At 35.5% G+C, this 25,569-nt stretch carries 19 protein-coding genes and 1 pseudogene; 2 read left to right on the top strand and 18 right to left on the bottom strand.

All coding sequences use genetic code 11. The features are described 5' to 3' along the window. Positions 1 to 30: 30 nt before the first annotated feature. Entirely contained in the window at positions 31 to 825 is a 795-nt protein-coding gene (locus tag AC1D7X_RS17910; RefSeq protein WP_495458138.1) for an SDR family NAD(P)-dependent oxidoreductase, read from the bottom strand. A 13-nt stretch (positions 826 to 838) separates the two neighbouring features. Further along, a complete protein-coding gene (locus tag AC1D7X_RS17905; RefSeq protein ID WP_495458139.1) occupies positions 839 to 1,681 on the bottom strand; it encodes an aldo/keto reductase in 843 nt (280 codons plus the stop codon). A 190-nt stretch (positions 1,682 to 1,871) separates the two neighbouring features. Between AC1D7X_RS17905 and AC1D7X_RS17900 the strand changes: the two genes are divergently transcribed. Then, positions 1,872 to 2,234: a winged helix-turn-helix transcriptional regulator gene (locus AC1D7X_RS17900; RefSeq protein WP_495458140.1), complete on the top strand. Its 363-nt coding sequence runs from the start codon at positions 1,872 to 1,874 to the stop codon at positions 2,232 to 2,234. 57 nt (positions 2,235 to 2,291) lie between these two features. Here the strand turns inward: AC1D7X_RS17900 and AC1D7X_RS17895 are convergent, their stop codons facing one another. The 16 genes and pseudogenes from AC1D7X_RS17895 to AC1D7X_RS17820 form a co-directional block, all read right to left on the bottom strand. Next, positions 2,292 to 3,020 carry a YjjG family noncanonical pyrimidine nucleotidase gene (locus AC1D7X_RS17895; protein ID WP_495475825.1) on the bottom strand — a complete coding sequence of 243 codons (729 nt, stop codon included), beginning with the start codon at positions 3,018 to 3,020 and terminating at the stop codon, positions 2,292 to 2,294. Beyond that, positions 3,017 to 3,478, bottom strand: a complete 462-nt coding sequence (locus tag AC1D7X_RS17890; RefSeq protein ID WP_495458142.1) for a DMT family transporter — start codon at positions 3,476 to 3,478, stop codon at positions 3,017 to 3,019. The genes AC1D7X_RS17895 and AC1D7X_RS17890 overlap by 4 nt, the downstream gene beginning before the upstream one ends. 38 nt (positions 3,479 to 3,516) lie before the next feature. After that, positions 3,517 to 4,215, bottom strand: a complete 699-nt coding sequence (locus AC1D7X_RS17885; protein WP_495458143.1) for a Crp/Fnr family transcriptional regulator — start codon at positions 4,213 to 4,215, stop codon at positions 3,517 to 3,519. Positions 4,216 to 4,263: 48 nt separating this feature from the next. Further along, entirely contained in the window at positions 4,264 to 4,689 is a 426-nt protein-coding gene (locus AC1D7X_RS17880) for a DMT family transporter (protein WP_495458144.1), read from the bottom strand. 241 nt (positions 4,690 to 4,930) lie between these two features. Continuing rightward, a pseudogene (locus AC1D7X_RS17875) lies at positions 4,931 to 5,833 on the bottom strand (SDR family oxidoreductase). Between the two features lie 987 nt (positions 5,834 to 6,820). Beyond that, positions 6,821 to 7,567 carry a hypothetical protein gene (locus tag AC1D7X_RS17870; RefSeq protein ID WP_495475824.1) on the bottom strand — a complete coding sequence of 249 codons (747 nt, stop codon included), beginning with the start codon at positions 7,565 to 7,567 and terminating at the stop codon, positions 6,821 to 6,823. A gap of 278 nt (positions 7,568 to 7,845) precedes the next feature. Next, positions 7,846 to 8,343 carry a hypothetical protein gene (locus tag AC1D7X_RS17865; protein ID WP_495475823.1) on the bottom strand — a complete coding sequence of 166 codons (498 nt, stop codon included), beginning with the start codon at positions 8,341 to 8,343 and terminating at the stop codon, positions 7,846 to 7,848. 96 nt (positions 8,344 to 8,439) lie between these two features. After that, positions 8,440 to 8,697 (bottom strand): hypothetical protein, encoded by a 258-nt coding sequence (locus AC1D7X_RS17860; RefSeq protein ID WP_495475822.1) that lies wholly within the window; start codon positions 8,695 to 8,697, stop codon positions 8,440 to 8,442. A gap of 131 nt (positions 8,698 to 8,828) precedes the next feature. Further along, on the bottom strand, positions 8,829 to 10,328 hold the full coding sequence (locus tag AC1D7X_RS17855; RefSeq protein WP_495475821.1) for an MORN repeat-containing protein: 1,500 nt from the start codon (positions 10,326 to 10,328) through the stop codon (positions 8,829 to 8,831). Between the two features lie 675 nt (positions 10,329 to 11,003). Continuing rightward, positions 11,004 to 11,141: a hypothetical protein gene (locus tag AC1D7X_RS17850; protein ID WP_495475820.1), complete on the bottom strand. Its 138-nt coding sequence runs from the start codon at positions 11,139 to 11,141 to the stop codon at positions 11,004 to 11,006. Positions 11,142 to 11,152: 11 nt separating this feature from the next. Next, entirely contained in the window at positions 11,153 to 11,359 is a 207-nt protein-coding gene (locus AC1D7X_RS17845; RefSeq protein WP_495475819.1) for a hypothetical protein, read from the bottom strand. A gap of 52 nt (positions 11,360 to 11,411) precedes the next feature. Then, entirely contained in the window at positions 11,412 to 12,278 is an 867-nt protein-coding gene (locus tag AC1D7X_RS17840) for a phospholipase D family protein (RefSeq protein WP_495475818.1), read from the bottom strand. A 57-nt stretch (positions 12,279 to 12,335) separates the two neighbouring features. Further along, complete coding sequence (locus AC1D7X_RS17835; protein ID WP_495475817.1) at positions 12,336 to 15,191, bottom strand: AAA family ATPase; 2,856 nt, start codon at positions 15,189 to 15,191, stop codon at positions 12,336 to 12,338. Then, on the bottom strand, positions 15,188 to 15,736 hold the full coding sequence (locus AC1D7X_RS17830) for an ABC-three component system middle component 1 (protein ID WP_495475816.1): 549 nt from the start codon (positions 15,734 to 15,736) through the stop codon (positions 15,188 to 15,190). Before AC1D7X_RS17830 ends, AC1D7X_RS17835 begins: the two co-directional genes overlap by 4 nt. After that, a complete protein-coding gene (locus tag AC1D7X_RS17825; RefSeq protein ID WP_495475815.1) occupies positions 15,729 to 17,096 on the bottom strand; it encodes an ABC-three component system protein in 1,368 nt (455 codons plus the stop codon). Before AC1D7X_RS17825 ends, AC1D7X_RS17830 begins: the two co-directional genes overlap by 8 nt. A gap of 15 nt (positions 17,097 to 17,111) precedes the next feature. Continuing rightward, complete coding sequence (locus tag AC1D7X_RS17820) at positions 17,112 to 18,293, bottom strand: ComEC/Rec2 family competence protein (protein ID WP_495475814.1); 1,182 nt, start codon at positions 18,291 to 18,293, stop codon at positions 17,112 to 17,114. Positions 18,294 to 19,178: 885 nt separating this feature from the next. Here AC1D7X_RS17820 and AC1D7X_RS17815 point away from each other — a divergent pair. Continuing rightward, entirely contained in the window at positions 19,179 to 25,529 is a 6,351-nt protein-coding gene (locus tag AC1D7X_RS17815; protein ID WP_495475813.1) for an AAA family ATPase, read from the top strand. Positions 25,530 to 25,569: the final 40 nt, after the last annotated feature.

Genomic DNA, 25,569 nt, shown 5'->3' with positions numbered 1-25,569 from the left:
TTAGAAAACATGGTTTTTTATAATCATCAACTAAAACACGCTACGCACTAATCCTCCATCAATTCTTAATGCAGAACCATTAATGGCTGAGGAAAGGGGACTACTTAAAAAGACAACGAGATTTGCTATTTCCTCAGGTCGAATAAGCCTTTGAATTATAGAAGTGGGGCGATTCTCACTCATAAATCGCTTCTCCGCTTCTTCGACTGTTAAATTGTCATGAGGATAAAGAGAATCTAACATCGTCATTACCCCTTCTGTTAAAGTCGACCCTGGCATAATCGTATTTACTGTCACATTCGTTCCCCGAGTCAGCTCAGCTAAACTGCGAGAGAGCGAGAGCTGCATCGTCTTAGTTGCACTATAATGAGCCATTTCCTGAGATGGCATAATCGCTGCCTCACTAGCAATAAAGATGATTCTCCCCTCATTATGAGGAATCATTTGTTGGAGGTAGTGCCTTGTAAGCCGAACACCACTCATGATATTAACTTCAAAAAATTTAAACCATTCTTCATCAGGGATATCGAAATATTCTGCAGGTTCAAATATTCCAAGATTGTTTATCAGAATATCTACCTCAGGATATTTCTTTATAAGCTCCTGACATCCTTGTTCTGTACCCAAATCTGCTACTGCCGATTGAAGAATCGCTTCCGGATATTGTCCTTGAATTTCATCAATCGTTTGCCTTACCTTCCCTTCATTGCGCCCATTAATAAGGACTGTTGCACCCTCCGCAACTAAAGATATAGCGATTGCTTTACCAATACCAGCTGTAGATCCAGTAACTAACGCCGTTTTCCCTTTTAAATTAAGTTCCATACAAGACCGCTCCTTAGAAATCGAAATTTTCTGGATCTGGACCTACTCGAAGGTTCTGGTTCAATCCATCGATTCGCTCCATATCTTCTTTAGTCAATTCAAAATCAAACACGGATGCATTCTCAATAATACGATGTTCCTTGGTCGATTTAGGAATCGTTACAATACCATTCTGTAAATCCCAGCGCAAAATCACTTGAGCAATCGATTTACCATACTTAGCACCAATTTCTTTTAAGTCTGGATGATCTAATAAGTGCCCTTGCATTAACGGAGACCATGCTTCGAATTGAATGCCATTGTTTTTACAAAATGCTTGTACATCTTTTTGTGTCAAACGTGGATGATGTTCTAATTGATCTACCATCGGCTTAATCTCCGCATCTTTCATTAACTCTTCAAGTTGATGAACAAGGAAGTTACTGACTCCGATTGCCTTTACACGTCCTGCTTTATAGAGGGTCTCCAATGCTCTCCAAGCTTCTTTGAATTTACTCTCTACTGGCCAGTGGATCAGATATAAATCTAAATATTCCAATCCCAGCTTTTGCAAGCTCGTCTCATAAGCGGCAATCGTTGACTCATAGCCTAGATCAGCATTCCACACTTTTGATGTAACGAATAACTCTTCTCTAGAAATCCCGGCTGCTTCCATTCCTTGGCGAATGCCACGACCTACACCTTCTTCATTCCCATAAATGGCTGCTGTATCAATACTTCTGTATCCATTCTTGATCGCTGTTTTCACCGCATGTTCAAGTTCTGGACCTTCTTCTACTTGAAATACTCCCAATCCAAACCAGGGCATTTTTATACCATTATGAAGTGTTGTTGTATCTTGCAGACTTTTTAGCATAATCCGTATTCCTCCTTGTCTTTCACTTTATTTATAATGGAGAGCTGGTCTCCATCTGAGGTTATTGCACTCGTGAGCTATAGTCATCAATGACTACAAATGCTATGATAAGTTAATTACAATAAAAAGAACAGTACGTACTTTAAAGTAATATAGGCACTTAAAAGTACCTATCTAATGGAGGAAGATCATGATCCAGAAAAAATACAACATCTCTGTTGAAGCAACACTTGAAGTCATCGGTGGGAAATGGAAATGTGTGATCTTATGTCATTTGACTCATGGCAAGAAACGTACAACAGAATTGAAAAAGTTGATGCCCAAGATCACACAAAAAATGCTGACCCAGCAACTACGCGAATTAGAGGCTGATGGCATCATTCATCGAATTAGTTATAATCAGGTTCCACCGAAAGTCGAATACGAACTGAGTGAATATGGACATAGTTTAGAAGCCATTCTTAGTTCCCTATGTAATTGGGGGGAGCAACATATCATTAGAGAATACGGTGATAAGTATGCTGTGCTAGAGGACAACATATTAAATAATTAGACCTTTCGATAATAGCCATGGTTGATATAAACACTATTATTTCCACCTAATTAGGGATTATCCACCACACCCAAGAGACTGGAGGTCTGTCAGCAGCAAGCTATCCAAAATTCGATACAGTTCATTCAGATCTTGTATTTCATAGGTAGGTACAATCCCAGTAGGGTTAGGTTTCAATCCAGGGTTGAACCAGCATGTATCTAGACCTGCTAGCTGCCCACCATGAATATCCGCGCTCAAGGAATCTCCGATAATCAAGGCATTTTCCACAGCAAAGTTAGGAATTCGTTCAAACACAACATTGAAATACTCCCTCATGGGTTTCTGAAACCCCGTATCTTCTGATACAAAAATGTCCTTAAATAGGGGGTGTAACCCGGAATCACGTAACCGTCGATCCTGAGTTCTGGAGACACCATTAGTTACAACATATAAATCATATTGCTGTTGTAGAACTGTTATCAGTTCAAGGGCTCCGTCAACAAGTTGATGTCCCTCTTCTAGGTAACTCCGATATTTATTCTCCAGCAATGCCCCCTCAACCTCTTGACCATATGCCTTAAAAAGAATGGAAAAGCGAGTATTGATTACCTCATGGCGACTAATCGTTCCTACTTCAAAGTCTCTCCAGAGTCCTTGATTTATTACTTTATAATGTGCTTCGATTTCGGCGCTTAGAGGCATTTGTTGATCCTCAAAAAGTAAACGTAACGCTAATTTCTCTGCTGCACCGAAATCTAATAATGTATCATCTACATCGAATAATAACGTTTGATATTTTCTCAAATTGATCTCTCCACTCTCTGCATCACACCGCCTAATTTAAATACAACAATCCCGCCAACAATGACGAGCACACCTATTAATTGCTTAGGAGTAAACGGTACCTTATCTAACCCTAACCATCCTAGAGAATCCCATAGTAAAGCAGATCCCAGCTGTGATGTTAGAACAATAGAGATGGCATACGTAGGACCGAGTGATTTCATTCCTTGCACCATACAGATAACGACGCCTACACCAATTAGACCACTGAACCAATACCATAGTTGCATATTGTCCAGTTCAAACATATGTTTTCCTTCAAAGATAAGACCAATCGTTAATGACGCTAGGAATCCCATACCTAATACTAACGTCGTTGTCGCCCAAGATCCCGCTCGTTCATTTACTTTATTATTGAAAATATTTTGTAAACTGACCAGTGAACCTCCGACCAGTGCCAAGATTAGTCCTAGAACCATATCTTTAACTCTCCCATTTGTTCATTTTTTATGACACGTTATTCGTAGATATTATGGCTCGACAACTTTCTCAATCCTTCTCTATTCTTAACTAGGATGAACCCTTTGCTACGCTCGATCAGACCATCGGTGCAGAACTGCCCAATAACCCGATTCAAATGTCTATAACTCGTTCCAATGAAGTTCGCTGCATCCTTAATATTGACTCTTCCTTGTTGCCCTTTATATAGATCATCGGACTCATCGAATGAAATAGACAATAAATAACTTGCCAATCTTACTTCCACCGGGTGGAGCAGATTAAAGCTCATTGAATTGTTTTTAAGATGAAATTTGCGCGTAATAATTTTTAATAAAAATTGTAATAGTGGCGAATAGTCGCTTCCGTACTTTTTCAACCAACGATGATGAATAGCAATCATATAAACAGTTGATACAGCTTCTACTGTGTTAATAATGTTAATATCCTGTACATATTCAATATCGCCTATAATTTCAAGCGCTGTCTTGAACGAAAGAATAAGTGTTCTGCCTTCTTCCGAAGTCGTAGACACTTTTACCTTTCCCTTAACAAGAACATACAGATACTCTGAAGGTTCCCCTTGTGAACAGATCCGTTCCCCATGTTCAAAACTAACTAACGTCAAATATGGCATCAGTTCTTCATTAAATACCGATTCTAATTCGTGAGCACGTAGATAAGATTCTAATTCCTCACGATCATTCATGACTTTCATTACACCGATTCACCACCAGTCTTTTCAACCTGTATAGTGTACTACCTATCACAGCCCCAGTATTATCACACCTGCTACCATCATACCAATTCCAATGAACTGTGGCAGCCTCATCTTGAGTTTCTCTACACCAAACCACCCATTAATATCTATTAAAAAGGTCAATCCCAACTGAGCGATCATTATAATCGATACGGTAAGGGTAACACCAATCTGCTGAATAGCCGTAACATTACTGAAAATAATGACTGCCGCAAAAGCTCCCCCGAACAAATACAATGGTTTTACTTGCTTGAACCGCTTCAACGAACTGTCGCGAACAAACATAAAAATAAGCATCGCTGCAACGAACCCCGTGAACTGTGTTAACGCCGCCGTTTGCCATGTACCAATATCTTGACTAATCCTAGCATTCGCTACACCTTGTAGGGTAATAAAAGCTCCAGCAAAAAATGCAAATATAATCCCTCTCATTGTCTCTTCCCCCAGATCCATTTCTCTCTATTTCATTAAATGTTATTTCCTAATCCTTTGGAAAGGACATATGTCCTCAAATGTGAAAGATGACGTTCTTCTTTGTTCATGGTATGTGAATACGGCTTCTTTTTACTTTTTAGAATCGAAAAAAGGTGACCCATGAAGATCTTATTGATAGATCCCTTGAGTCACCTTGATTTAAGTTTAGAGATATATTCCTCTTGAGATTACTAGAATGTTACGGTGTCGGCGTACCACCATTCGCATTAAGGGTTTCACCTGTAATATAACTTGACTCTTGGCTGGCCAAGAACACATAAGCAGGAGCCATTTCTGCTGGCTGTCCTGCACGGCCAAGTGGGGTGTTTCCACCGAAATCTGCTAGTTTCTCTGTTGGTTGACCTCCGACGACTTGAAGCGGCGTCCATACGGGACCAGGTGCCACAACGTTTACCCGAATGCCTTTGCTTGCTACTTGCTGTGCAAGGGCTTTGCTAAAAGTATTAATCGCCGATTTCGTTGTCGCATAATCTAGAAGGATTGGTGATGGTTTATAAGCCTGGATCGAAGAAGTATTAATGATCGAGCCACCCGGTTTCATATGTTTCACGCAAGCCTTACACAGCCAGAACAGTGAATACACATTAGTCTTGAAAGTGGCATCGAATTGCTCTGTGGTTAAATCCGCAATATCCTCCACGAACTATTGCTTACCGGCAACGTTGGCCAGAATATCAATGGATCCAAACTTCTCCACTGCCGTGGTAATCAATTGCTCGCAGTATTGTTCGTCCATGAGATCACCAGGCATAGCAATAGCGGTCCGACCCGCTTCTTCGATTAACTTAACTACCTCTTGAGCATCTTCCTCTTCCTCCGGCAAGTAGGAGAGCAACACATCTGCACCTTCCCGGGCAAAAGCAATCGCTGTCGCGCGACCAATCCCACTATCTGCTCCCGTAACTACTGCTTTTCGTCCCGTTAAACGTCCCGTACCCCGATAACTTGTCTCACCAGTATCTGGTACGGGATTCATTTTATGTTGGAGCCCTGGTTCAGGCTGTTTCTGCTTCCATTCAGGTGTTGCCTTCGGATATTGTGTAGTTGGGTCTTGCATTGTATATTGGTCTTGATCTGACATAAGCAATTCCTCCTCTAGATGAATGTAAAGTTTAGTAGTTGCCTTTAAAGATCTAACTCTTCTTTTTGTAACCCTAATCGGACATATTTAAACGGTTTACAACATTTTTTGATCATAATATAACCAAAAGGTTCATTCTAATTTGCCCTAATTGATTCGCTAATGAACCATCATCTATGTAACTTATCTTTTTTATGTATTGAAATATTAATACTGTTTATATCCAGATTCTGTTTCATATTTTGCTGATCTCTCTAATTGCTTTTACTTAGATCGTTTTTCCTCTCTATAATAAAATAGGGTCGCCCTAATCATAAATTAGGACGACCCATCATGTGTTTCTATTCTTTTGTCAGTTCCACAGTTTGTTACTGGTTATAAACTTTTATTTCACCAGTGTTCAGTGACATTATAGTTGGTATCCCGAAAATCCAGTAATATCAACGAAAATCATGATTATTGGCAATATCTTATTTTACATTATAGTTGGTGTCCAAGGTTAGAACGCATTTTCGTAAATCACATTATAGTTTGTTCCTCTGAATTGCATTATAGTTGGTAACCAATAGGCTTCTATATCATCTTTCATGTCAATTTACTCAACTAATTCTTATACTCAGACCCAAGATAGATAATTACTTGAAGATTAAATAAAAATGAAAAATCAATCTTGCTACTTCGTTATTGTTGTGAGTCCTAACCAACAACAATAACGAATAGACAGAATATTTCTATTTTTGTTTAATCACAAATTTTGTCGATTATTTGATTCAGGTTACCATTTCTCAAGCGTGAGAGCCGATAGGCCAAGGAGGTTAATAAATCGATACGACGAGCGACATCTAAATCGTTTTAGATAGCGGTATGCATTTTCTTCGAGCCAACTGCGTGTTTCGTTCTAGTTGACTGTATTTTATTACCACCATCCATTTCAGTGACGTAATTCTTTTGCTATTAAAATATTCCCATATTTTCTATTTCATTAAATTATATACTGTGTAATAGATCCTTGATTTCTGAAACTGAATCCATGTCACCCATTTCCAAATATATTTCCTCAGCATCTACTAGAGATTGTCTCATTTGTTGTAACTTGCCTATCTCTCCCATCAATAGTGCCTTATTAAACATACTGTCTGCACGTATTCTCAAGAAGGATGTATGTCTACTCTCTTCAATCACCTCGGAAAAAGTCACTTCCGCTTCAAAGTATTCATCTAATAGATGAAGTGTTCTAGCCATGGCGGATTTACCTTGCAGATAGAGATATGTCATATTTGATTTTTTAGTTGAAACCACCAGGTCTCTAAAAATATTCAATGCGGAACGATAATACTCATAATCCCCCGAAACATCACCAAGCTTTAAAAATGTATTTGCAACAGTCCCCATTCCAGCAGCAGAAATATCGTATACTTGATTGAATACTTCAGCTGATCTTATGCACGACTTATGTAACCTCTCGCTATATATCAACAAACTCTTTAAATCAGCATTGCGAAGATATAGCTCAACGAGATGGGTCAACGTATGAATAATATTCAATAGATCAGCTTGTTTCTCAAAGTATGCAAGAACATCCAGCAACAGTCCTTCTGCAACATCTGATTTCTGACTAGTTTGTATTAGAGCAAACGCCTTATTCCCTTTAGAAAACATTATGAATTGCTGATCCACTAATAATGTTTGTGCTTCATCGGACATAGCAATTGCTTCTTTATAATTTGAAATCATTACATAAAGCCCACCTAGACAAGTAATTATTTTTCCTTTTAGGTTTTCGTCGATACACTCCCCATCAAGCTCCAACAAACTTTGGGCATCTAAAAACCCCTGAATCGCTTGATCTATTTCATGATGAAAGTTACCACTTTGTGCTCTAGTAAAGTGTTTATTACTTTCTTCAATTAATATAGCAATTGCCTTATCTAACTTAGTATTTTGAGATATTTCTTTTATAAGGGTTCTTAGTTGATTGAAATTATGGCCAATCTCTATATTAGACTCTTCAATTATTTGCTGAACATTCTCAAATAAACTGGGTACAAGTCAGGATGTTTTAATAACTGAGTGTGAACCCAATTTAAATCAAAATAATCAACCTTAACTTGATATTCGTTCATTGCCCAATTAACAACATGTTTATCAAACCTCTCGAATTCTCCTTCGGAATTATTATGTGAGGGTTCTAAGTTAATATTACAAATGATAGTGAACTTAACTAACTTTCGATTGAAGTCGTTTAAACATTTTTGATATGCGTGACTTAAATTATTTTGAAGCGTTTTTACTTGGCTTTTGTCCAGGCGTTCCTTGAACTTTTTGAACTGGTAACCTTCTATACATCCATCTTCGGTGAATCTAAATGCATCCATGCCATTTCCTTTACCATTTGAATCATGAACCCTTTTTGTTGAGTATAATAATACGCATACTTGACTACAAAGATCTTCCCATTCATTTGAATTCAGTTTTTGATTTAATTCAGTTGCGGTTGGTGTTCGTCCCATTTTAGATCTATCTCCTTTCTCAATGGCACATCAATGTTTTGTAACCATTTAATTCAACCCATTTTGCATATCATTGAACCGTTAATCGCAGCATCGCTAACCCCATTCAAACCTTACACCATAATGATGACTTGCTTCCATTCTTGTCTTCTCCGAGAGCTTTTTAACATGCCCATGTTCTTCAATAAACCAACCATCTCCGGCAATTCCTTCATTACCCTTGGTAAATACGCCGCTATATACAAGTCCTCCATAGAATTTATCTACCATATTAGTGAAAAGCTGTTTTTCACCTCCTACAACTGCCTTCATGAAGGATGAACTCGGCCTTCTCTCACTAAAATTGTGTGACATTGATAAGATTACATCTCCCCGCTCCGTTAAAGAGATTTCACTGTCCAATTCGTCATATAAAATAAAGGAATAGATAAATTCATCTCTTAATAAAAATACAATTTTAATGAAGTTATAAAAATTCCCACAATTTAAAACTGTGAGTATCTAATTTGTTTATTTAGTATATCATCCTCACCAAATTCAATTTCGCCATTTTTCCAATTAGCTTTTAAATAAATTTTCCATTCATAAGCATTTTCCCTTATTTCGTCAAATTCCTGTGAATTTCTCTGACGCTCTTCATCTTCATTTTGTTCTTGCCATTCATCATAATCTGGTTCTTCATGCCAACTGTAATTCTCACTACTTTCATGAAGAGCAGAGCCTGTCCCATTATAAGGTTTACCTTCAAATAACTCTCCATTAAAACCTACTCCATGTTCACTATCAAAGCCTTTAATTATTCCCGTCCAAGGTTTCTCGTCTTTAAACTCACCCTCAAAAATGAGCTTTCTATTTTTAAAACTTCTGCCAGATACTTTAGTACCCATATCCCAAATACCTGAGAAAATCGGGTGGTTCCCCTCTGAATCCTGATATTTGGTACCTTCTCCGTGATATTCTCCATCTTTTATACAACCCTTGTATTTCAATAGAAAGCTATCAAAATAAATTTCTGTGTATCCGTTTATTACCACACCATTAGAAAAGACACCATTAAAAGCAGTTTCATAACCGTTCCCGTTATGATATTGCAAAATAGCTTCTTCTATTTCTCCGTCTTTATAGTCAATTTGATACATTAGAGTTCCATCTGAAAAGTAATTTATTTCTCTTATTGCATTATTTGATTGTTCGGTCTCAAGCGCTTTATAACCATCTTCTTTTAAAGAAGCAATTTGAATCTTTATTAAGATATTCTGATACTCAAAAGAAAGTAGTTTCTCTATTATCATAAAATCATATTGGAATAACGCTCTTGGAATTGCTTGGTGAAATACAACATCGACAAGTAATTTAATTTCTTTGTCAAGATCCTTTATTCGCTGTTCTGTTGTATCCGTTAACAAATTTTTGATAGATAGTATACTATTGTATAGCATTAGTATTTTATTGACTTCCGTTTTGGATAAAGTGTCCCGCAATATTGCAACATTTTTCAACCAATCAGCATTAATAAAAATATTTTGTGGCCTTGGAGTTTTATTTAAAAGAATACGACTTGTATATACTTTTTTCAAATTGTCTAGGGCTAGTGTCAAGTCGTAATAGACAATTAATGCACTTTCTCTTAGCGATTCTCGATCTCGTACCACTTCCATATTTTTAATTTCTTCAGCAAGAGTATTGCTTCGTTTACTGACTTTTAAAATTGCCCAACTAAATATACCAGTGACAATTAAAGTATACGTTAGGATTAAATATTCTAACGTTTGGGCTATACTAGGAAACCCACCTGGTTCGATATTAAGTTTGTTAATGTATTGATTAATTTGAAAAAACAACTTTTGATAGTCCTCAAATAAATAACTAATAGCTGTTAAAGTCAGAATCAATGGAAGCATGAAAAGAAAAGATACAACTAAATGCGCCTTATACTTTGTGATTATTTTCCATATGGTTTTCCGTTTTATTTTGCAATAATTCACCAAAAAGCCTCCAAGTATTATTAAATTGTAAAAAATACTGTTAGTCTATAGATAGATTTTTATTTCTTATATAAATCATTCTTGATTTTCAAAAGCCTATTTAGTTTATTAATAATGAATGTTGTTTCTTCACCTCTAACAAAAAATCTAGCATCATCAGCAAGTAACAAATTGCCATCTTTATCTATAAACTCACGTGTCGATGGATTGGTCGCAATTGTAACCTAATTTTTTCACTGGGTCACCGAACCATACAACAGGAGTAGATCTTTCAATCACTTCCCGTGCTAATAAGGTATCTAAGAGACATTTTTGATGATGTGTTGCTCGAATTACAAGCGATCTTGCCTCATTGAACCGCTCCCATTCGATTTATAAATATTCATGAAGTTTCCTCCAATTAGAAGTTCTTCCACCTCAAATTCACTATTACTTCACTAGACAATCTTCAATTAAAGTCAATCTCATATTAATCAGACTAAAGAGAGTCCTAATAGGCCTCATACAAGGCATCATCATCGATATGATCGATTTCGACTTTCACCACTTCATAATACCCGACCACCTTGGATTGTACACTCTCACTTTTAAATAGAGAACCGTCATCTTCACGATCAAAATCAATTTCAAATGAAACGATTATCTTACCTCTAACAGTTACATCAGCACTCTCTGTTACCGTGTAATCTTTAGAAATGAATAGCGATAAGGTGTAGTTACTTCCACATCAAATACCGCTTCGATCTCAACATAAGCCCCTTCAAGTGTAACTCTAGTGGAATGAAATCTTCTCGGGACCTTTGCATTACTCAATTCTAGATCCTCTAATATATATCTAAATGCTCAGCTAAGTCGCCACCATGAATTAGATAACTTGTAAGGTCATAATCTTCATCCAATAAATCAAGCAAATCATCTTTAGCCCGTAAAACTTCAATGATAATTTTATCAGCACTCATTTCAACTTCCGATTGTAAAGAATGCTTACCGTTAACAAATGCTAATTGCTTTATGAAATCGGATAAATTCATGAAAACAATTCCTTTGTTGTTATTTTCGGAAAATTCCTGTAGCAGTTCAATTCTAGCTTGTAAAGGCCTTTTGCTCCCTTTCTCCAACCTTAAATCCACTTGTCTTAGCATATCCAACAATCATAGGGGTCGGCTTATTCTGTTCATCATAACTCACAATAGTTAAGAAAAGCGTATCCTCACTTTGAATGCTGCCTGGTTTTCGTGGGAAATACGTGAGATCTAAAGTACGTCTACGTTCACCCTTCATTTGCTTATAATTATAATCATTAGGAATACGATCTTCACCAGTACCTTCAAACTTTAACCAGTAGCCAGTCACCTCATCATAATCATTAGAATTCTCAAGGATCGATTCAAACAAGTCAGGATGTACCATTTTCTTTAGAACGGCACCCTTTTTTGAAATATTAGAGTAGGTGACCTTTCTATTCCTTTGATTAGCGGCTAGATGAGGGACATGCTTCTTTTCTTCATCAATCCATTCTTGGGTAACAACCCCATTACCATCCAATTGAATCTGATCTAGCAAATCGTAGAAGTATTCATTTGCCTTTTCAGTTATTTCAGGCTCATCATCCATTATGACACAGACCTCGTGGTTAGATAAAAAGCCACCTTGTGTAAAGTTGGCTGAACCTATGATAACGGAGTGGGTATCAAACGAGTAAAGCTTGGAATGTAAATCGATTAAAGCATACATTTTCGCCTTTGCATGGAGTAAGCGTTCTAATCCGTAAATGCTGCTAACTCGCTCTACAAAATCCTCCCTATAAAATCTGGTAATAATGTTGCAATTAATGGTTGGATTCAATATTAGCCTATCTGCCAATAGAGTAGCGGTTTGCGTTCCAATGAATGGTGAAATAATATTTAATTCATTCTCAGTTTCATCTAATAATCCTTTAAAACGATCCAATAAATCATTAGATATAAACTTACCGCCATTAGTACCTCCTCTTAAAATGAAAACTTGTTATAATGATGCATCATTAAGTTCTAATAACTTGGATCTCGAGATTGGGTCTTCAGCAGGTATAATCAATACATTCTCTGTTTCTGCGTTTCTACTAACTTGTTGCTTTATAAGCGGACCTTTTTCGCTATATCCTTCATACTCAATTACCGCAATATCTTGATTTCTAAATTTTTTCAACATCATTTGGTAAAAACTATAATCATGGGTTGAGATAATAAATTGCTTATCATACTTTTCCATAAATAAACGAATTAAATCAATCAGTGATAAAACATTAATCTCATCCATGCTTTGAATTGGATCATCCATACCCATAAGTTGTAGACTGGACCACTGTTGGTGTAAGCCCATAGCCATAAAAAAAGATAGTGCTATCGAGTTAATTTGTGCTGAACTGAATATGTATGTTGCATTTGCCTGTGTTTGATTTTCAAGATATCCAGTTAAGACTAAAATCAGTAATCTGTAAGATTTATGCCTGTATTCTTTATTAAAATTAATTTGGTTATAAACTGGATGAGAATTAATCCGGGAGAAGATTTTCTGAATGGTATCGAATAATTCAGAAATCATTTTTTCATTTAATTGATCAACGGCTGGTTTAACATTGTTAATCAGATCTTTGATAGTGTCTTGATCTTCATGGGCTGTTTTTTTAAGTTGGTCTAAATGCGCTAGGTGATTCTGTTGCACACGCATTTCTTCGTGACGTGTTTTTAATAACAATTCTTCTTTAGCATTTTCTATTGCAGTTATCGATTTAATAATTACTGATTCTAGATGAATCAGCTTCTCTTTTTCACTCTGTACATTTTTCAAAGCATCTTGAATAAAACCCTTTATTTCCTCAACGCTCCACTGTTTAGCCTGCGAAGGCGCACCCGCAAGCAACAACTTACTTATAAAGGATTCAACAAAAGCTCGATTTTCCACAATAATTTCTTCTGTTTTTTTAATTTCTTGGGGTAAATCGGCTTTTTCCTCTGCTGTTAGTGCTATTAAATTTGCTGCGAATTGCTGCTCTAACTGTAGTAATTTGCCCATTTTATTTTCTACAGTTTCATTTAAACCAATTCTCAGTAAATCCTCATTGTATTCTTGATTGAATTTATTCCTCAATTCTATTTGAGCACTCAAATTCTGTATTTCTTTTTCCATTTTCAACATATGGTCTTTCTTATTCTGACATTCTTCTTCAGCGCTTTTCAGAATTGTTTTGATCTCTAAATAGGATTTTTCAATATCCAAATTTAATTCATTTAATTTAGTTTTCTCTTTTTCAAATTTATCTTTCATCTCTTTAATCTGTTGTTCCAATAAAGGCAGTTCATTATGAATTTGGGCTTGTTCCAATTGAATTCGTAGTTGTAATTGTGGCTTGTTAATCCCTTCTGTTCCACAAGCAGGGCAACTATTTATCTCCTCTTCTACGGATAGATAATCAGATAAGCTGCTAAGAAAATTTTTATATTTCTGATCTATACCATGTAACGCTAAAACGGATTCTTCTAAAAGTTTCAGTGAGCTACTCGTACTAGCATGGATACTCGCTACATCTACAATAGAAGATTGAGTTACACTAATAATTTTCAAGAGCTCCGATGTTTTAGATTTCCATATAAAATTCTCATGTGCAATTTGGACATCCTTGATTAAGTCATATTTATTATTCCTTAAATTTTCTATGCTCTCTGTAACTACTTTATTGAAGTTGTTAGAGATGTGCACCGAGGTTTTAATTTCCTCGATTGCCTGTTTAGTACTGTCGATTTCTATATTCTTATCTTTAATGAAAATAAGAGACTCCTCATATTGGTTGTTGCGATTTGTCAGACTAGAAACCAAATTAAGCATATTGTAATCATTACGGTGATTTTTTAATTTCTCCACTCTGCCTACTTCTATGTTTAATTTCTCCAAATCGGTTAGCCACTTTGATTTAATATCTTCTAGATCCTGAATACGCCGTTCCCTATTTTCTAAATCATATCTTCTCTGTTTTAGCGTCTCGGTTTCTTTCTCAATTAATGGTATTAAAGCGTTCCAATCCTCTTTTTCAAATAGGTCTTCAGGAGCTGAGAAATTGTCCTTATATTCGCTAAGGGCAACGCTCAAAAGCTTCTGATTTGGATCAGAAACTTTTTTACTCAGTTCATCAATGGACGCTTTTAATTCTGTCTTCTTTCGAGTACCTTCAGTAATTTGACCTTCTATTTGATGAACTCGATCGTTTATTTTTTTGATCAGTTCATTATATAAATCTTTATATTTCAAAAAATGCTCGGTTCCAAACAGCAACGAAAGAGAATCGTATCTATCACCGTCTTTCATTCCTCGAAGAAATTCATTTAATTTCTCTTGCCCCAAAATATGAGTGAGGTGTAGCCCACGGGAAACTTCAACTTTTTCAATCCAAGCTGTTTTTACTAATAGCCTTTTTAACAGATACTCCGCTTGCGCATCCATAAACTTGGTTCTTCCATCAATTGGCTTTGACCAATGAAGTTCCAGTTCATGTTTTCCATAATCCGTCATATCCTGAGGTCTGGCAGTACATGTTCTCTTTACTTTGTATATCTCCCCATTAGGGGCAATAAAATCTATTTCTACAAACGTCTCTTTTAACGGACTCGTATGCATATTCCTAATGAATCGGGTTCTGTTTCTTTCGTCAGTGGCTTGATTAAATCTGTGAATTTCTCCTGAAAGCACCCATTCAATAGCATCAAACACTGATGTTTTTCCATGCCCATTTGGTCCATACAGTAATATTACCTTCGCATCATTAAAACGGAAAATAGTTTCATCAGAAAATCCTCGGAACCCACATATTTTCAATGATCTTATCTTCAATTTAAATCATCCTTTTTAATTGAACTAAAAAAATCAATCAATTGATCAGCTGTTAACTTAGGGTTAAAGAAGTCTTTAGGCAACTTACTTAATGTTGATTTTTGCAGACACTCTCGGAATTCTTCAAAAAACTCGTTATCATTGAAAATAAGTAGTTCCTTATTACTGGTTAAATCAAGGACAAAGGGAATTCTATTTATGTAGGGAGCATCATTTTTTGTAATAACAATTTTCCTGAAATAGTGTCGGTCATTCTCAATCAATTTTCGATATGATGTTTCAATTTGATTTTGTGTGATGATAACTACAAGATAAACATCCCATTTAAGCATATGGAGCTCTTTAATCAAACGACTCTGCAATTTAACAGCTAATTCATCAGCAGCTTTTTCCCAGTTTTCTCTCAACTCAGCTTCGGTTTCAAACTGAACAAAGCCGTAAATCTGCTCAGGCGAAACACACACTGCATTAAGATAATTGAACTTAAGCTGATTTAGTTTAATAAATTCATTTTTCTCAAAGAATTCAATAAGTTCGTCAATCAAGATAGTTCATCTCCCTAACATGAAACTCTAATTCTTCTACGTTAGTTACGTGATTGTGCAAAGTTCTAATACAATCACCGCACAGAACCTTAGTTCCGTTTAAACTTTTATAATTGTTCTCTTCCAGCCCCTGAAAATATCCTTGTTCATTAACCTTAGTAAAATCAATCAAAATATCCTCAAAAGAAAACTCATTTTGGCATCTCCTGCATAAATTAGTTTTCTTGTTTTCACTACAATTGTCCAATATTAAAGGAAATGGGAATAGGGCTTCGCCACGACGAAGTTCTTTTTTCCCTGTCCCTGTTTTTGCCTTTTCTCGAAGAAGGTCTAATACAAGTTCAGGCATTCTCGCATGCCTTTTTGTTGAGAAGATAAGATATGCAAATAACTCTTCATTTTCTTCTAGACTCAAATTTGCATTTATATCATTATGGATAAAACTTAACTCTTTATATCCACATCTCAAGATGGTTATTAACTCCAGTAATTGCTCTATGCCTGAAACAGTACTCAATCCATTAAAGGGATGTCTATAGCCTTGAAAGAATGTCCGAAGTTTCTCTGCATCTATTTTCATAATACTTTCTATAGATTGAACTAAACTCTCCATTAAAACAGGATGTGTTTCTGGTGGAAAGTCCTCAATTAATCTCATAACGATTTCTTTTTCCGAATCATATTGGTTCTCAAAGATGGTCATCCCATCTACACTAAGGGCACTTGAACTTTCTATCTCGCTGTAACTTATATCTCGAATAGAAACGGATATATTCATTGACCTTAGTATCGGCAGGCAGCGTTTAATCGAAGTAGCGCCGATAATTCCTCCACCAGGTGGTTTATCTTTCATAATACCGACTATCGCACGGTTAACTACTATAGGTGATCCGGATGCTCCATGAGTTATAAATCTAGGATCCGTTATTATAGGAATTTCACAAGCTAAATCTAAATCAAAGTCACATTCCTCTCTCTCATCAAACACTTGTAATATGGTTCCTTGAAAGGGTTGCCCATTGTCTTTCTGAGTATCCGGGAATCCAAAGGCATGCCATTTCTCATTTAACTCAGGGCCTTGTATACTTAGTGGCAGTGTAGGAGAATATCCTACCCCTTCAGGTAACGACAAAATTGAAAAATCCGCCCCTACATAAGGCTCATTTGGAAAAATAACCGTCGCCTGTATTTCAATGTTATTTCCAAACATAATAAACACAGGTTTTAACTCGTTCGGATCTAAGTTATCGTCAATAACATGTCTGGCTGTAATCAACGTAGTTTCATTTACTAGAAAGCCCGTCCCATTCTCACTCCCACAACGTACTTTAGCAATAGATTTAAAATCATTTTGTTTCACTGATGCTCCCCCTAGTTATAGGTGTACTATTACACCCTCTTCAGTACTTGGGTAAAATACTTCATAATTAAATTCCTTCTTCAATTCTTCCTTATTCATTGAGATTGCCGAAGGAGATGGATAAGAAAAAAATAAAGTTCTTGTAAAAGTAGATTTTCTAGCAACTATTCTGGATAAGGTCTCCATGTCAGGATGCCCGTGACCTGAACCGCTAGTAGATATTAAGTAATTCTTTGAATCTATCATATTGAGGAGATCCATATTCGTATTAAATTGACTTCCATGATGAGAAACTTTAATTAAATCAAAGTAAGTCGGTACCTCTGTAGTAGAAAAAAGAGCTTTAAGTTGTCGAATCGTTATTGAGGGTGGACAATCTCCTAAAAAAAGCATTTTTTTATCTTTATGTTCTAAAATAAAAGTAATGGAACTAGCATTAATCTCATCACTATCTTCAATGAAGGGCGACATTGACAATTTCTTTATAGAACCTGTCGCGGATACATTCGTTCTACCTACACCGACTCCTTTGGGTTCCAGATATTCAGAAACATATTCTATAGCATCATCAAAACATGGATCTGATGTCAATGGCATCCTGGGAAAAGTTCGACGCAGTTCTTTTCTCCACACTCTTTCCAAGTCACTAAGTTCAATATCAGTAGGGGAAAGTACGGTGAGTTTAACAGATCCGTTACCGAGAAATACCGGAATTTCATTATATGAAACGGCATTACCACTATAAGATCCATTCCAGTTATACCCATTCAAATATAGATAACCTGCAAGCCTAGAACCTTGTTTTCCACTTATCGGAGTCCTACTATCAAAGTCTCGTTCAACGTAAACAACTTTTTTCTCAATGATTTCTTTCTCCGTCTTATTCAGTTGATGCTCATGCTGGCTAATGGATAAGTGTCGATAACTATTGTGCCAAATTTCCTTCACTTCAATTATATTAGGGGCTTCACAAGTCCCGTTATCTTCTAAAAAGGAAATTGCACCTGCAATATGATCCTGATCGATATGTGTAACAACCATTAAATCTAGGGATTCACCCAATGTATTCTTATTTAAAAGAACAGGTTTTACATAATTCTTATACGTATGGAGGTAAGCCAAATCTATAAGAATGTTTACATTTGACTCCCCAAAGCAACTAACTAGAAATGTATCACCATTTTTTGCCGGAAACATTTCAATTCTCGAAGTATATATTGGACTCACCCTTAATTTTAATTAATAGAATTAATTTAATGTTCTTGCAAGCAACTTTAATAATCTTATAGGTTCCTTATGGATGTTTTTCTTTCCAAACTCCATGGCTAAGAACAATTTGAATCTTCCTTTATCAGATTAGCCTTCTGTTCATTATCTCTAACAACACAATTATCCACTTGATTCATTTTACAATGAGGACAGATATGCATGACTTACAATGCCCCTGTCACCTTGCTCTATGGCTCCTCAAGCTGAATCTCGTATTTTTTTCACAAGAAATTAACAATTGGGTTTACTATAAGCGAAATTGCAAGTTATTAGATATCCGTTCCTTTGTTCATTCTTAACCTCAGGGTTAAACATCAGAAATATGATCATCGTGTTCTTACATTTCCAGGACTGATACTCCTTTCGAATATCTTCATCCCCTTTAAACTATTCAAGATATCCATAAGGAATCGTTTCTACAGACTCTTGATACTCCGGTTTATCTGTCATTCTATTTTCTCTCATCCAGGAAAAATAACTAGGCTATTTTGATACACTTCTTAAATAGCTCTACTCTTGTATTTTCAAATATCATTCCCATTACTAAACCTCACTTTTCGTACATTAACCAACGCTATTCTATTTCGACAAAAGATATGGAATACCTGCCAAAATACCTATAATTAGTAACAAAGTGAGTAGTTGAAGAGTCCTGTATGGTAAAATAAAAAAGGCATATCCTGTCATCTTCTCAGTTTAAAAGTATGACATTGAAGAATCCAATATAGAAAATCAAGGATGTTTAGATTTTGCGGCATAAAAATTATGAATCCCTCTGAAAAGGCATAACCAAAAGAACGGACGTGAAAACAAATGGATAGTATTAATACGAATGCAGGAGCACTGCCTTCGAACGCTGGTGATGACTTTCACCTCCTCTGGGCAGCACAAAAGTTGTTAGATATGCTTAGACCAAATTCTAATCTTGCTTCAATAACCGTAGAGGGACCGGCTTGGCAAGACTCTATTGTTGCCGATCTAGATGAGAGCAAACTATTTTCTATCGATTTAGCTGAGTATTATGGAGGTGAGACTCTACAAAGCGCAAATCACATTATCTTCTCACAATTAAAATATAGTACCTATATGGGTAATACCGCATGGACTACATCGACTTTATGCCACTCAGATAACAAAAAAAAGAATAATTCAATTATCCGTCGACTCGCCGATACATATGAAGAATACATCGAGAAGTATGCTTTTTCGAAAGATAAAATAACTTTAAAACTGGTCAGCAATCGACCAATTGCCGCAAGTTTAAAAAAAGGAATCGATGAAGCTAAAGAATTATTAATTGTCAACGAATTGAAAAATACAAATAGCCTACTAAACAATCTCTCTGAAGCATCCAAAGCAGAAATTAAAAAAATGTATGAAGAATCAAAACTCAAATCATTAGTATTTATGGGTTTTATTAAAGCTATTGATTTTGAGGATTGCGGAGCAGACATAAGAAGTATTCAGAAAGCTAAGATCATTCAGCAATTAGGTAATTGGGGTATCGATAGCCCGCAAAATAAATATAACGAAATAATAATGACCATACGCGAACGAATGATGCCCGGGCGAAATGCACAGGTACCTATGACAAAAGATTTTGTATGCTCTCTTTTTGGTGGAAATTACGCACGATTTTTCCCTGCTCCTACAAGCATCCCTGAAAAGAAATATGTTGAAAGAGAATGCACTCATGAGCTAATAAAAACTATAATGCAACAAGATAAAAAATCAATATTTGTTCATGCTACTGCTGGTATCGGTAAAACTACTCTTGTCAATAATCTTCAAAATCATCTTCCTGACGGTTCTGCTGTAGTATTTTATGATTGCTATGGTGGGGGAACTTACTTGCAGCCTGCTGATTCAAGATATGAATATGACACAGCGATTCTTCAAATTTGCAATAGTCTAGCCATAGAATGTAAAACAGATTTCTTGCTAGAACGTAGATTAAAGGAATCTGAATTTTGGCATGAATTATCTATACGAATGACACAAGCCGCTAAATATGTAAAATCATATGCAGAGGATGCCATTATTTTGTTAATCATTGATGCTGCAGATAATAGTGTATTCGCAGCCAAAAAAAATAATAAGTTCTCCTTTGTTCACAAGTTGTTACAGCAGTCACTACCAGAAGGGGTAAAAATACTACTAACTTATCGAACCGAACATTCACATTATTTTAACTTTCCTTATAATTCAGCATTCTTTGAAGTTCCGACATTTAACTTACAAGAGAGTACAGAACATGTTAAATCCTATTCACTCGAATTAGCCGAAGAGGTCTATTCAGAATTTCATCGCTTAAGTAAGGGTATTCCACGGGTTCAATCCTATGTATTAGCGGCAAAGCAAGAAACACCACATCAATTAGTCGACATGCTACTTCCCAATGGTAAAACTACTGAGGACTTACTTAGGGACATTCTTGAAGAACTTCGTCTGAGGTATGGGGAAGAAAATGATGTGATCTCTTTCAACTTTGGCGTTCTGATCAATATGCCGCGGCCAATACCAATGAAAGCTGCAACTAAAATTCTATGTTGTTCACATGATAATTTGCATAGTTTAAGTGTTGATTGCTCTTTTGGTCTTTACATCGAACATGATTACATTTTTTTCAGAGATGAAGATTTTGAAACATTCTTACGAGAAAAATACTGTGATAATTCTAAGGCAGTAAATACAATTGCAGATTATATGTATCAAAATCGACATCTTGATGCGTACTGTGCAAAACATGTGCATCGTTTTCTAGGTTTACTTAACGACGGATCAAAATTGTTAGATATTTCTTTAAATGAGTCCATAGATGAATCGATTATTGATGTTACAGAAGCAAGTAGAATTATGCTTTCACGCATTAAAAGCGCTTTAAGCCTTCCCTTGCTGAAAAACGAACAATTTAGAATGGAAACTTTCCAGTTAATATACAGAAGCATTGATTTCTCTAAAAATGATGAGGCTATTATCAAAATAATTGAAAACAACCCTGAACAAGCGTCTTTATATTGTGATAAAAATACTCTCTTAAAGACCTTTTCTACTGAAGGAAATGACTTTGATAGTTTAGGAAAAGCAGTACTTGTCTTTTCAATGGACTCAAATACAAACTCAAAAGCTCTATCTTACTTGGATAGTTATCGAGGTGCTCTCAATTATTATTATAGTAAGCAAGAGGAGGAAAGGCCTCCTTTTAAAGGTCCAAATGAAGACAATGTAATAAATATTACAGAATCGATTTTACGCCTTAAAAATGAAACTGACATGAAACGCTGGGTAACTGCTTGGACTAGTAAAAAATATCAAGCAGCCATACTTTTTAGAGTCTTAGTTCGATTAATTAACCGAGGTGAACTGAAATCTGTAACAAATATTTTAGAAATAGATTGGCCCTCTCACTGTAAGCTTTCAATAGTTGCGGCTCATTTAAAATGCAGAAAGACACCACCACTCGACTTAATTGAGTATCTCAATCGTCTGTTCAGTCGGGTACAAGTTATAGACTCAAACCTTATTGACCAAAATCATTTGATATTGTTTCTAGAGTATTTGTTTAGCCAAGGTGACAATGAAGTTGTTAACAATATACTTTCAAAATATCACATTGTCTCTCGTGTATCATATTTACCTTATATTCAAGGCGAAGATGAACTTCAATTAGATCTTAATATCCGATTAAATGTTTTAACAAAAACCTTGCAAGGTGAACCTATTAATTCGGATGATTTTGTAGATTATGATGGATTGAACAAAAAATTCAAACAAAGAGAAATTTCAGACCGTATTAATGATATTAAAAAGGTGTACGATCTTCTCCTTCCCGCTTATATATACCGTATTAAAGCGATAGGGGGGGATAACTTCGAAGAGACAAAATCTTTTTATAAAGATTGTTTAGGAAAAGTAGATCGCTTATTTTTGAGTGATAGGGATATAAATAAAACGGGTAGTATTCGACTTTGCTCATTGGCTTTAGCTGAAGGGATTTTGTATACTCCTGGCTTGAATTTTCATGACATCCATAATCATCTACTCGAAATTCTAAGTGCAACTAAAATATATCGAGAAACAAAGTTAGCATTGTCTGATTTATGCGCATATGATCTTCGTTCGCAACAATTCACTTTAGAAATCCTTAAATCTATATCAGATGAGCTGATTCAGCATCCTACTTCCGCTGCGGAAGCATCAGAGGTATATATTCAATGTGCTCAAATTGGGCAAAGGATTCAGACTAATGTTGGTCGGATTTATTTTGAAAAAGCACTCCACGCTGCTAAAGGCCTAGATTATGAGTCTTATAGAAAGCTTGAGCTTTTCAATATTCTGTCTGATATTGCTGCCAATAAAGGCTATTTGAATAATGTCGAGCTTTCTCATGAATTTATACGGTTAGCAGAGGATTCTTATCGAAAACTATGGGACTCGAAGAATTTCCCATATAAAGATTTATTTGAAACCGCAACAAGATTATGCCCTGTAAATATTTTTTCAGCAATGTGTCGATTGGATGATCGTGATGATTTTGATCATTTTTCACTGCCTGAGAGCGCATTTTATGTATTAAAAGAGATGTTAAGACTAGGGGTTTACCAACAAGATATGATAGCATCTTTAGCAACTATTTTATTACCAGAGCAACCCTCAGACTATATTGAATTAGCAAAAAAATTATTACTTAAACTTTCAGAAGCACCTGTGACAATTCAACAAAATGGATTAGAAATCTTAATCCATAACACATTGTATAATGTACCATTAACTTATAAGGTTACATTAGCAGAGGAGATTATAACTTATATTAAAAAACATCAACTTTTTAATATCAATAATAGTTCTATGATCGTATCGTTACATGATTTTATTAACTCTTTACCGGATCATGATAGAAAAAAACAATGGAAGACAACTGGAGAGAAAAACTTGCCCACTCCAGACAAACAATACACGGTGGATACGATTGCTATATCTGACGCACCACAATTGATTGAATGGCTGAAAAAATCAGATCGAAATAGCCAAGTTAATTTTGTAGATGCCTGGCTTGCTAACTCTTTACCGGAATCTTTTGTTTCTAATGCAAATATACTGTTAGAGTTATGTTTAGAAAGTTCTTATTTAATTGATAGTTCAGAAATTCTAATTACTTTTATTGTACATCTAAACAGGTGGAGTGTCTGGCCTGAAGTAGATGCTTGGAGGAATAATATAAATCTCCAAACGAAGATCTTTGTCGATAATATGTATAAGATATTGCATTATCCAGACTATTACGATAATTTGATCCAAATCTTTAGATGTCGACCAGAGAACATAAAATCCTTTTTTATAGAATATCTGATATTAGAAGATAATATTTCAAGTGAGAGTATAATCGAAATATTAAAAAAAATATCCACCTTACTCCCTTCTGATATAGCAACTAATACTTTGAAGTGGTGTATATCTACAGAAGTTCCATCTATTCATCCAATGTCTGGAGACCAACTATACTCTGAGAGTTTCTCACATAGTGATGATGATTTATTACCAATCAGCAAATTATTATGGCGTATGCTGGGACATCCAGATAAGAAATTACGATTAACAGCGGCACATATAGTTCAAAACATTTATTCATGTGGGTATTCAATTATTATGGATAACTTAATTACCCTGTACAAGTTACCATTTGATCAAAAGTACATGGACAGAAAGAACTTCTTCTTTTATGATTCAGCGAAACTCTATTTTTTGCTTGTATGCCTTCGAATTTTTTTAGAGGAACCTAACAAGGGTGTAAATTATTATGGCTTCTTTAAAGAAATTGCATGTTCAAAACAAATTATTCATGCGTTACAAAGACGCTTGGCAAAACAAATCAGTCTTAGAATTGCAGAGGAAATTTATCCTGAGGATATTCAAGAACTTCTAGCTTGTGATGAAATGAAGTGCGGTACAACAAAAAAGAAAGCTAGGTATGCTAGAGCAAGTTTATCATCGAAACAGCAGTTTCGATTTCGTTTTGATTATATGGATACACTACCCTATTGGTATAATGACTTGGCAAATATATTTATCCTCACTCAAGAGGAAGTAGCTAAAGACTGCGATAGTTATATTCATGAATTCAATATTAACAATAACAACACTCAAAAGTGGCGGGATGACTTCATTCGGTACAATAGATATCGAAATCGCAATACCCATAACAGTCATGGTAGCTTACCTGAAATTGAAACACTAGGGAAATATGCTGAATGGCATGCAATGTTTTATGTTGCTGATCTGTATAGGTGTACACTGCCTTATACCGAAGACACTTATTATGATTACCATCAGTGGCTTGATTCTTATCTCCCTGGGCATCAAGGATACTGGACAAATGAATACCGAGATCATATACCTTTAATTCCATTCTTATGGGAGTTCAAAAAATACAAAAACCCTGATAATGAACAAGAGTATATGATTCCACAGGGTTTAATTCAATCCTTAATCATAAATGAAGATTATATCTCTACTTATCTAAACTATCACTCATCTTTTGACCAGAGTAGCCAGAGCATCAATATTAAAAGTGCTTTAATAGATGAGATAAATATCGAAAAATTAATCGTCGAACTAAAAAAGAAACACGCATTTTTTGATGATTTCTATGAACCAGATCCTGAAGAGCGTATGTTTCGAAAAAAAGAAAATATTACAATTAAGACTATGCATGTTGATATTGGTTCATTTAGAGATGACCGACTTGATCAGCATGATCCCTTTGCAAAAGATGTGAATACAAATACCTTCACTTTTTCTGAAGACTTACTAAATTTTGTTGGTCAGAAACACTTAGATGAATCTTATCTTTCGCTTCCAGCCAAAAATTCTAAACTTCCTTTTCGTATAAAAAAATGGAGCGAGCCAAGCGAAGAAGGAGGATATACTAAACAGGGAACGTATGGATGTATTGCAGAAATTGATTTCAAATTGTGTATGGAGTTTCTTAAGAAAATTAAAAAAGCCATTGTTTTTGAATATCATGTAACCTTTGAGGATCAGAGTTACCAATTCTATGGAACACCAAGTAAGACTGCCAAAGAAAAGGGGATAATTGTAATAAGGTCAAATGGAAATATTGAGTCACATGTATTAGATTCAGACTCGGACGACTTAGTTGATTAAATGGTACTAGAAAATTGAATTATCACTGTAAATCTTCACC

The sequence above is a fragment of the Paenibacillus sp. Y568 genome (assembly GCF_059445545.1).
This window is presented reverse-complemented; position numbering and strand designations above follow the sequence as displayed.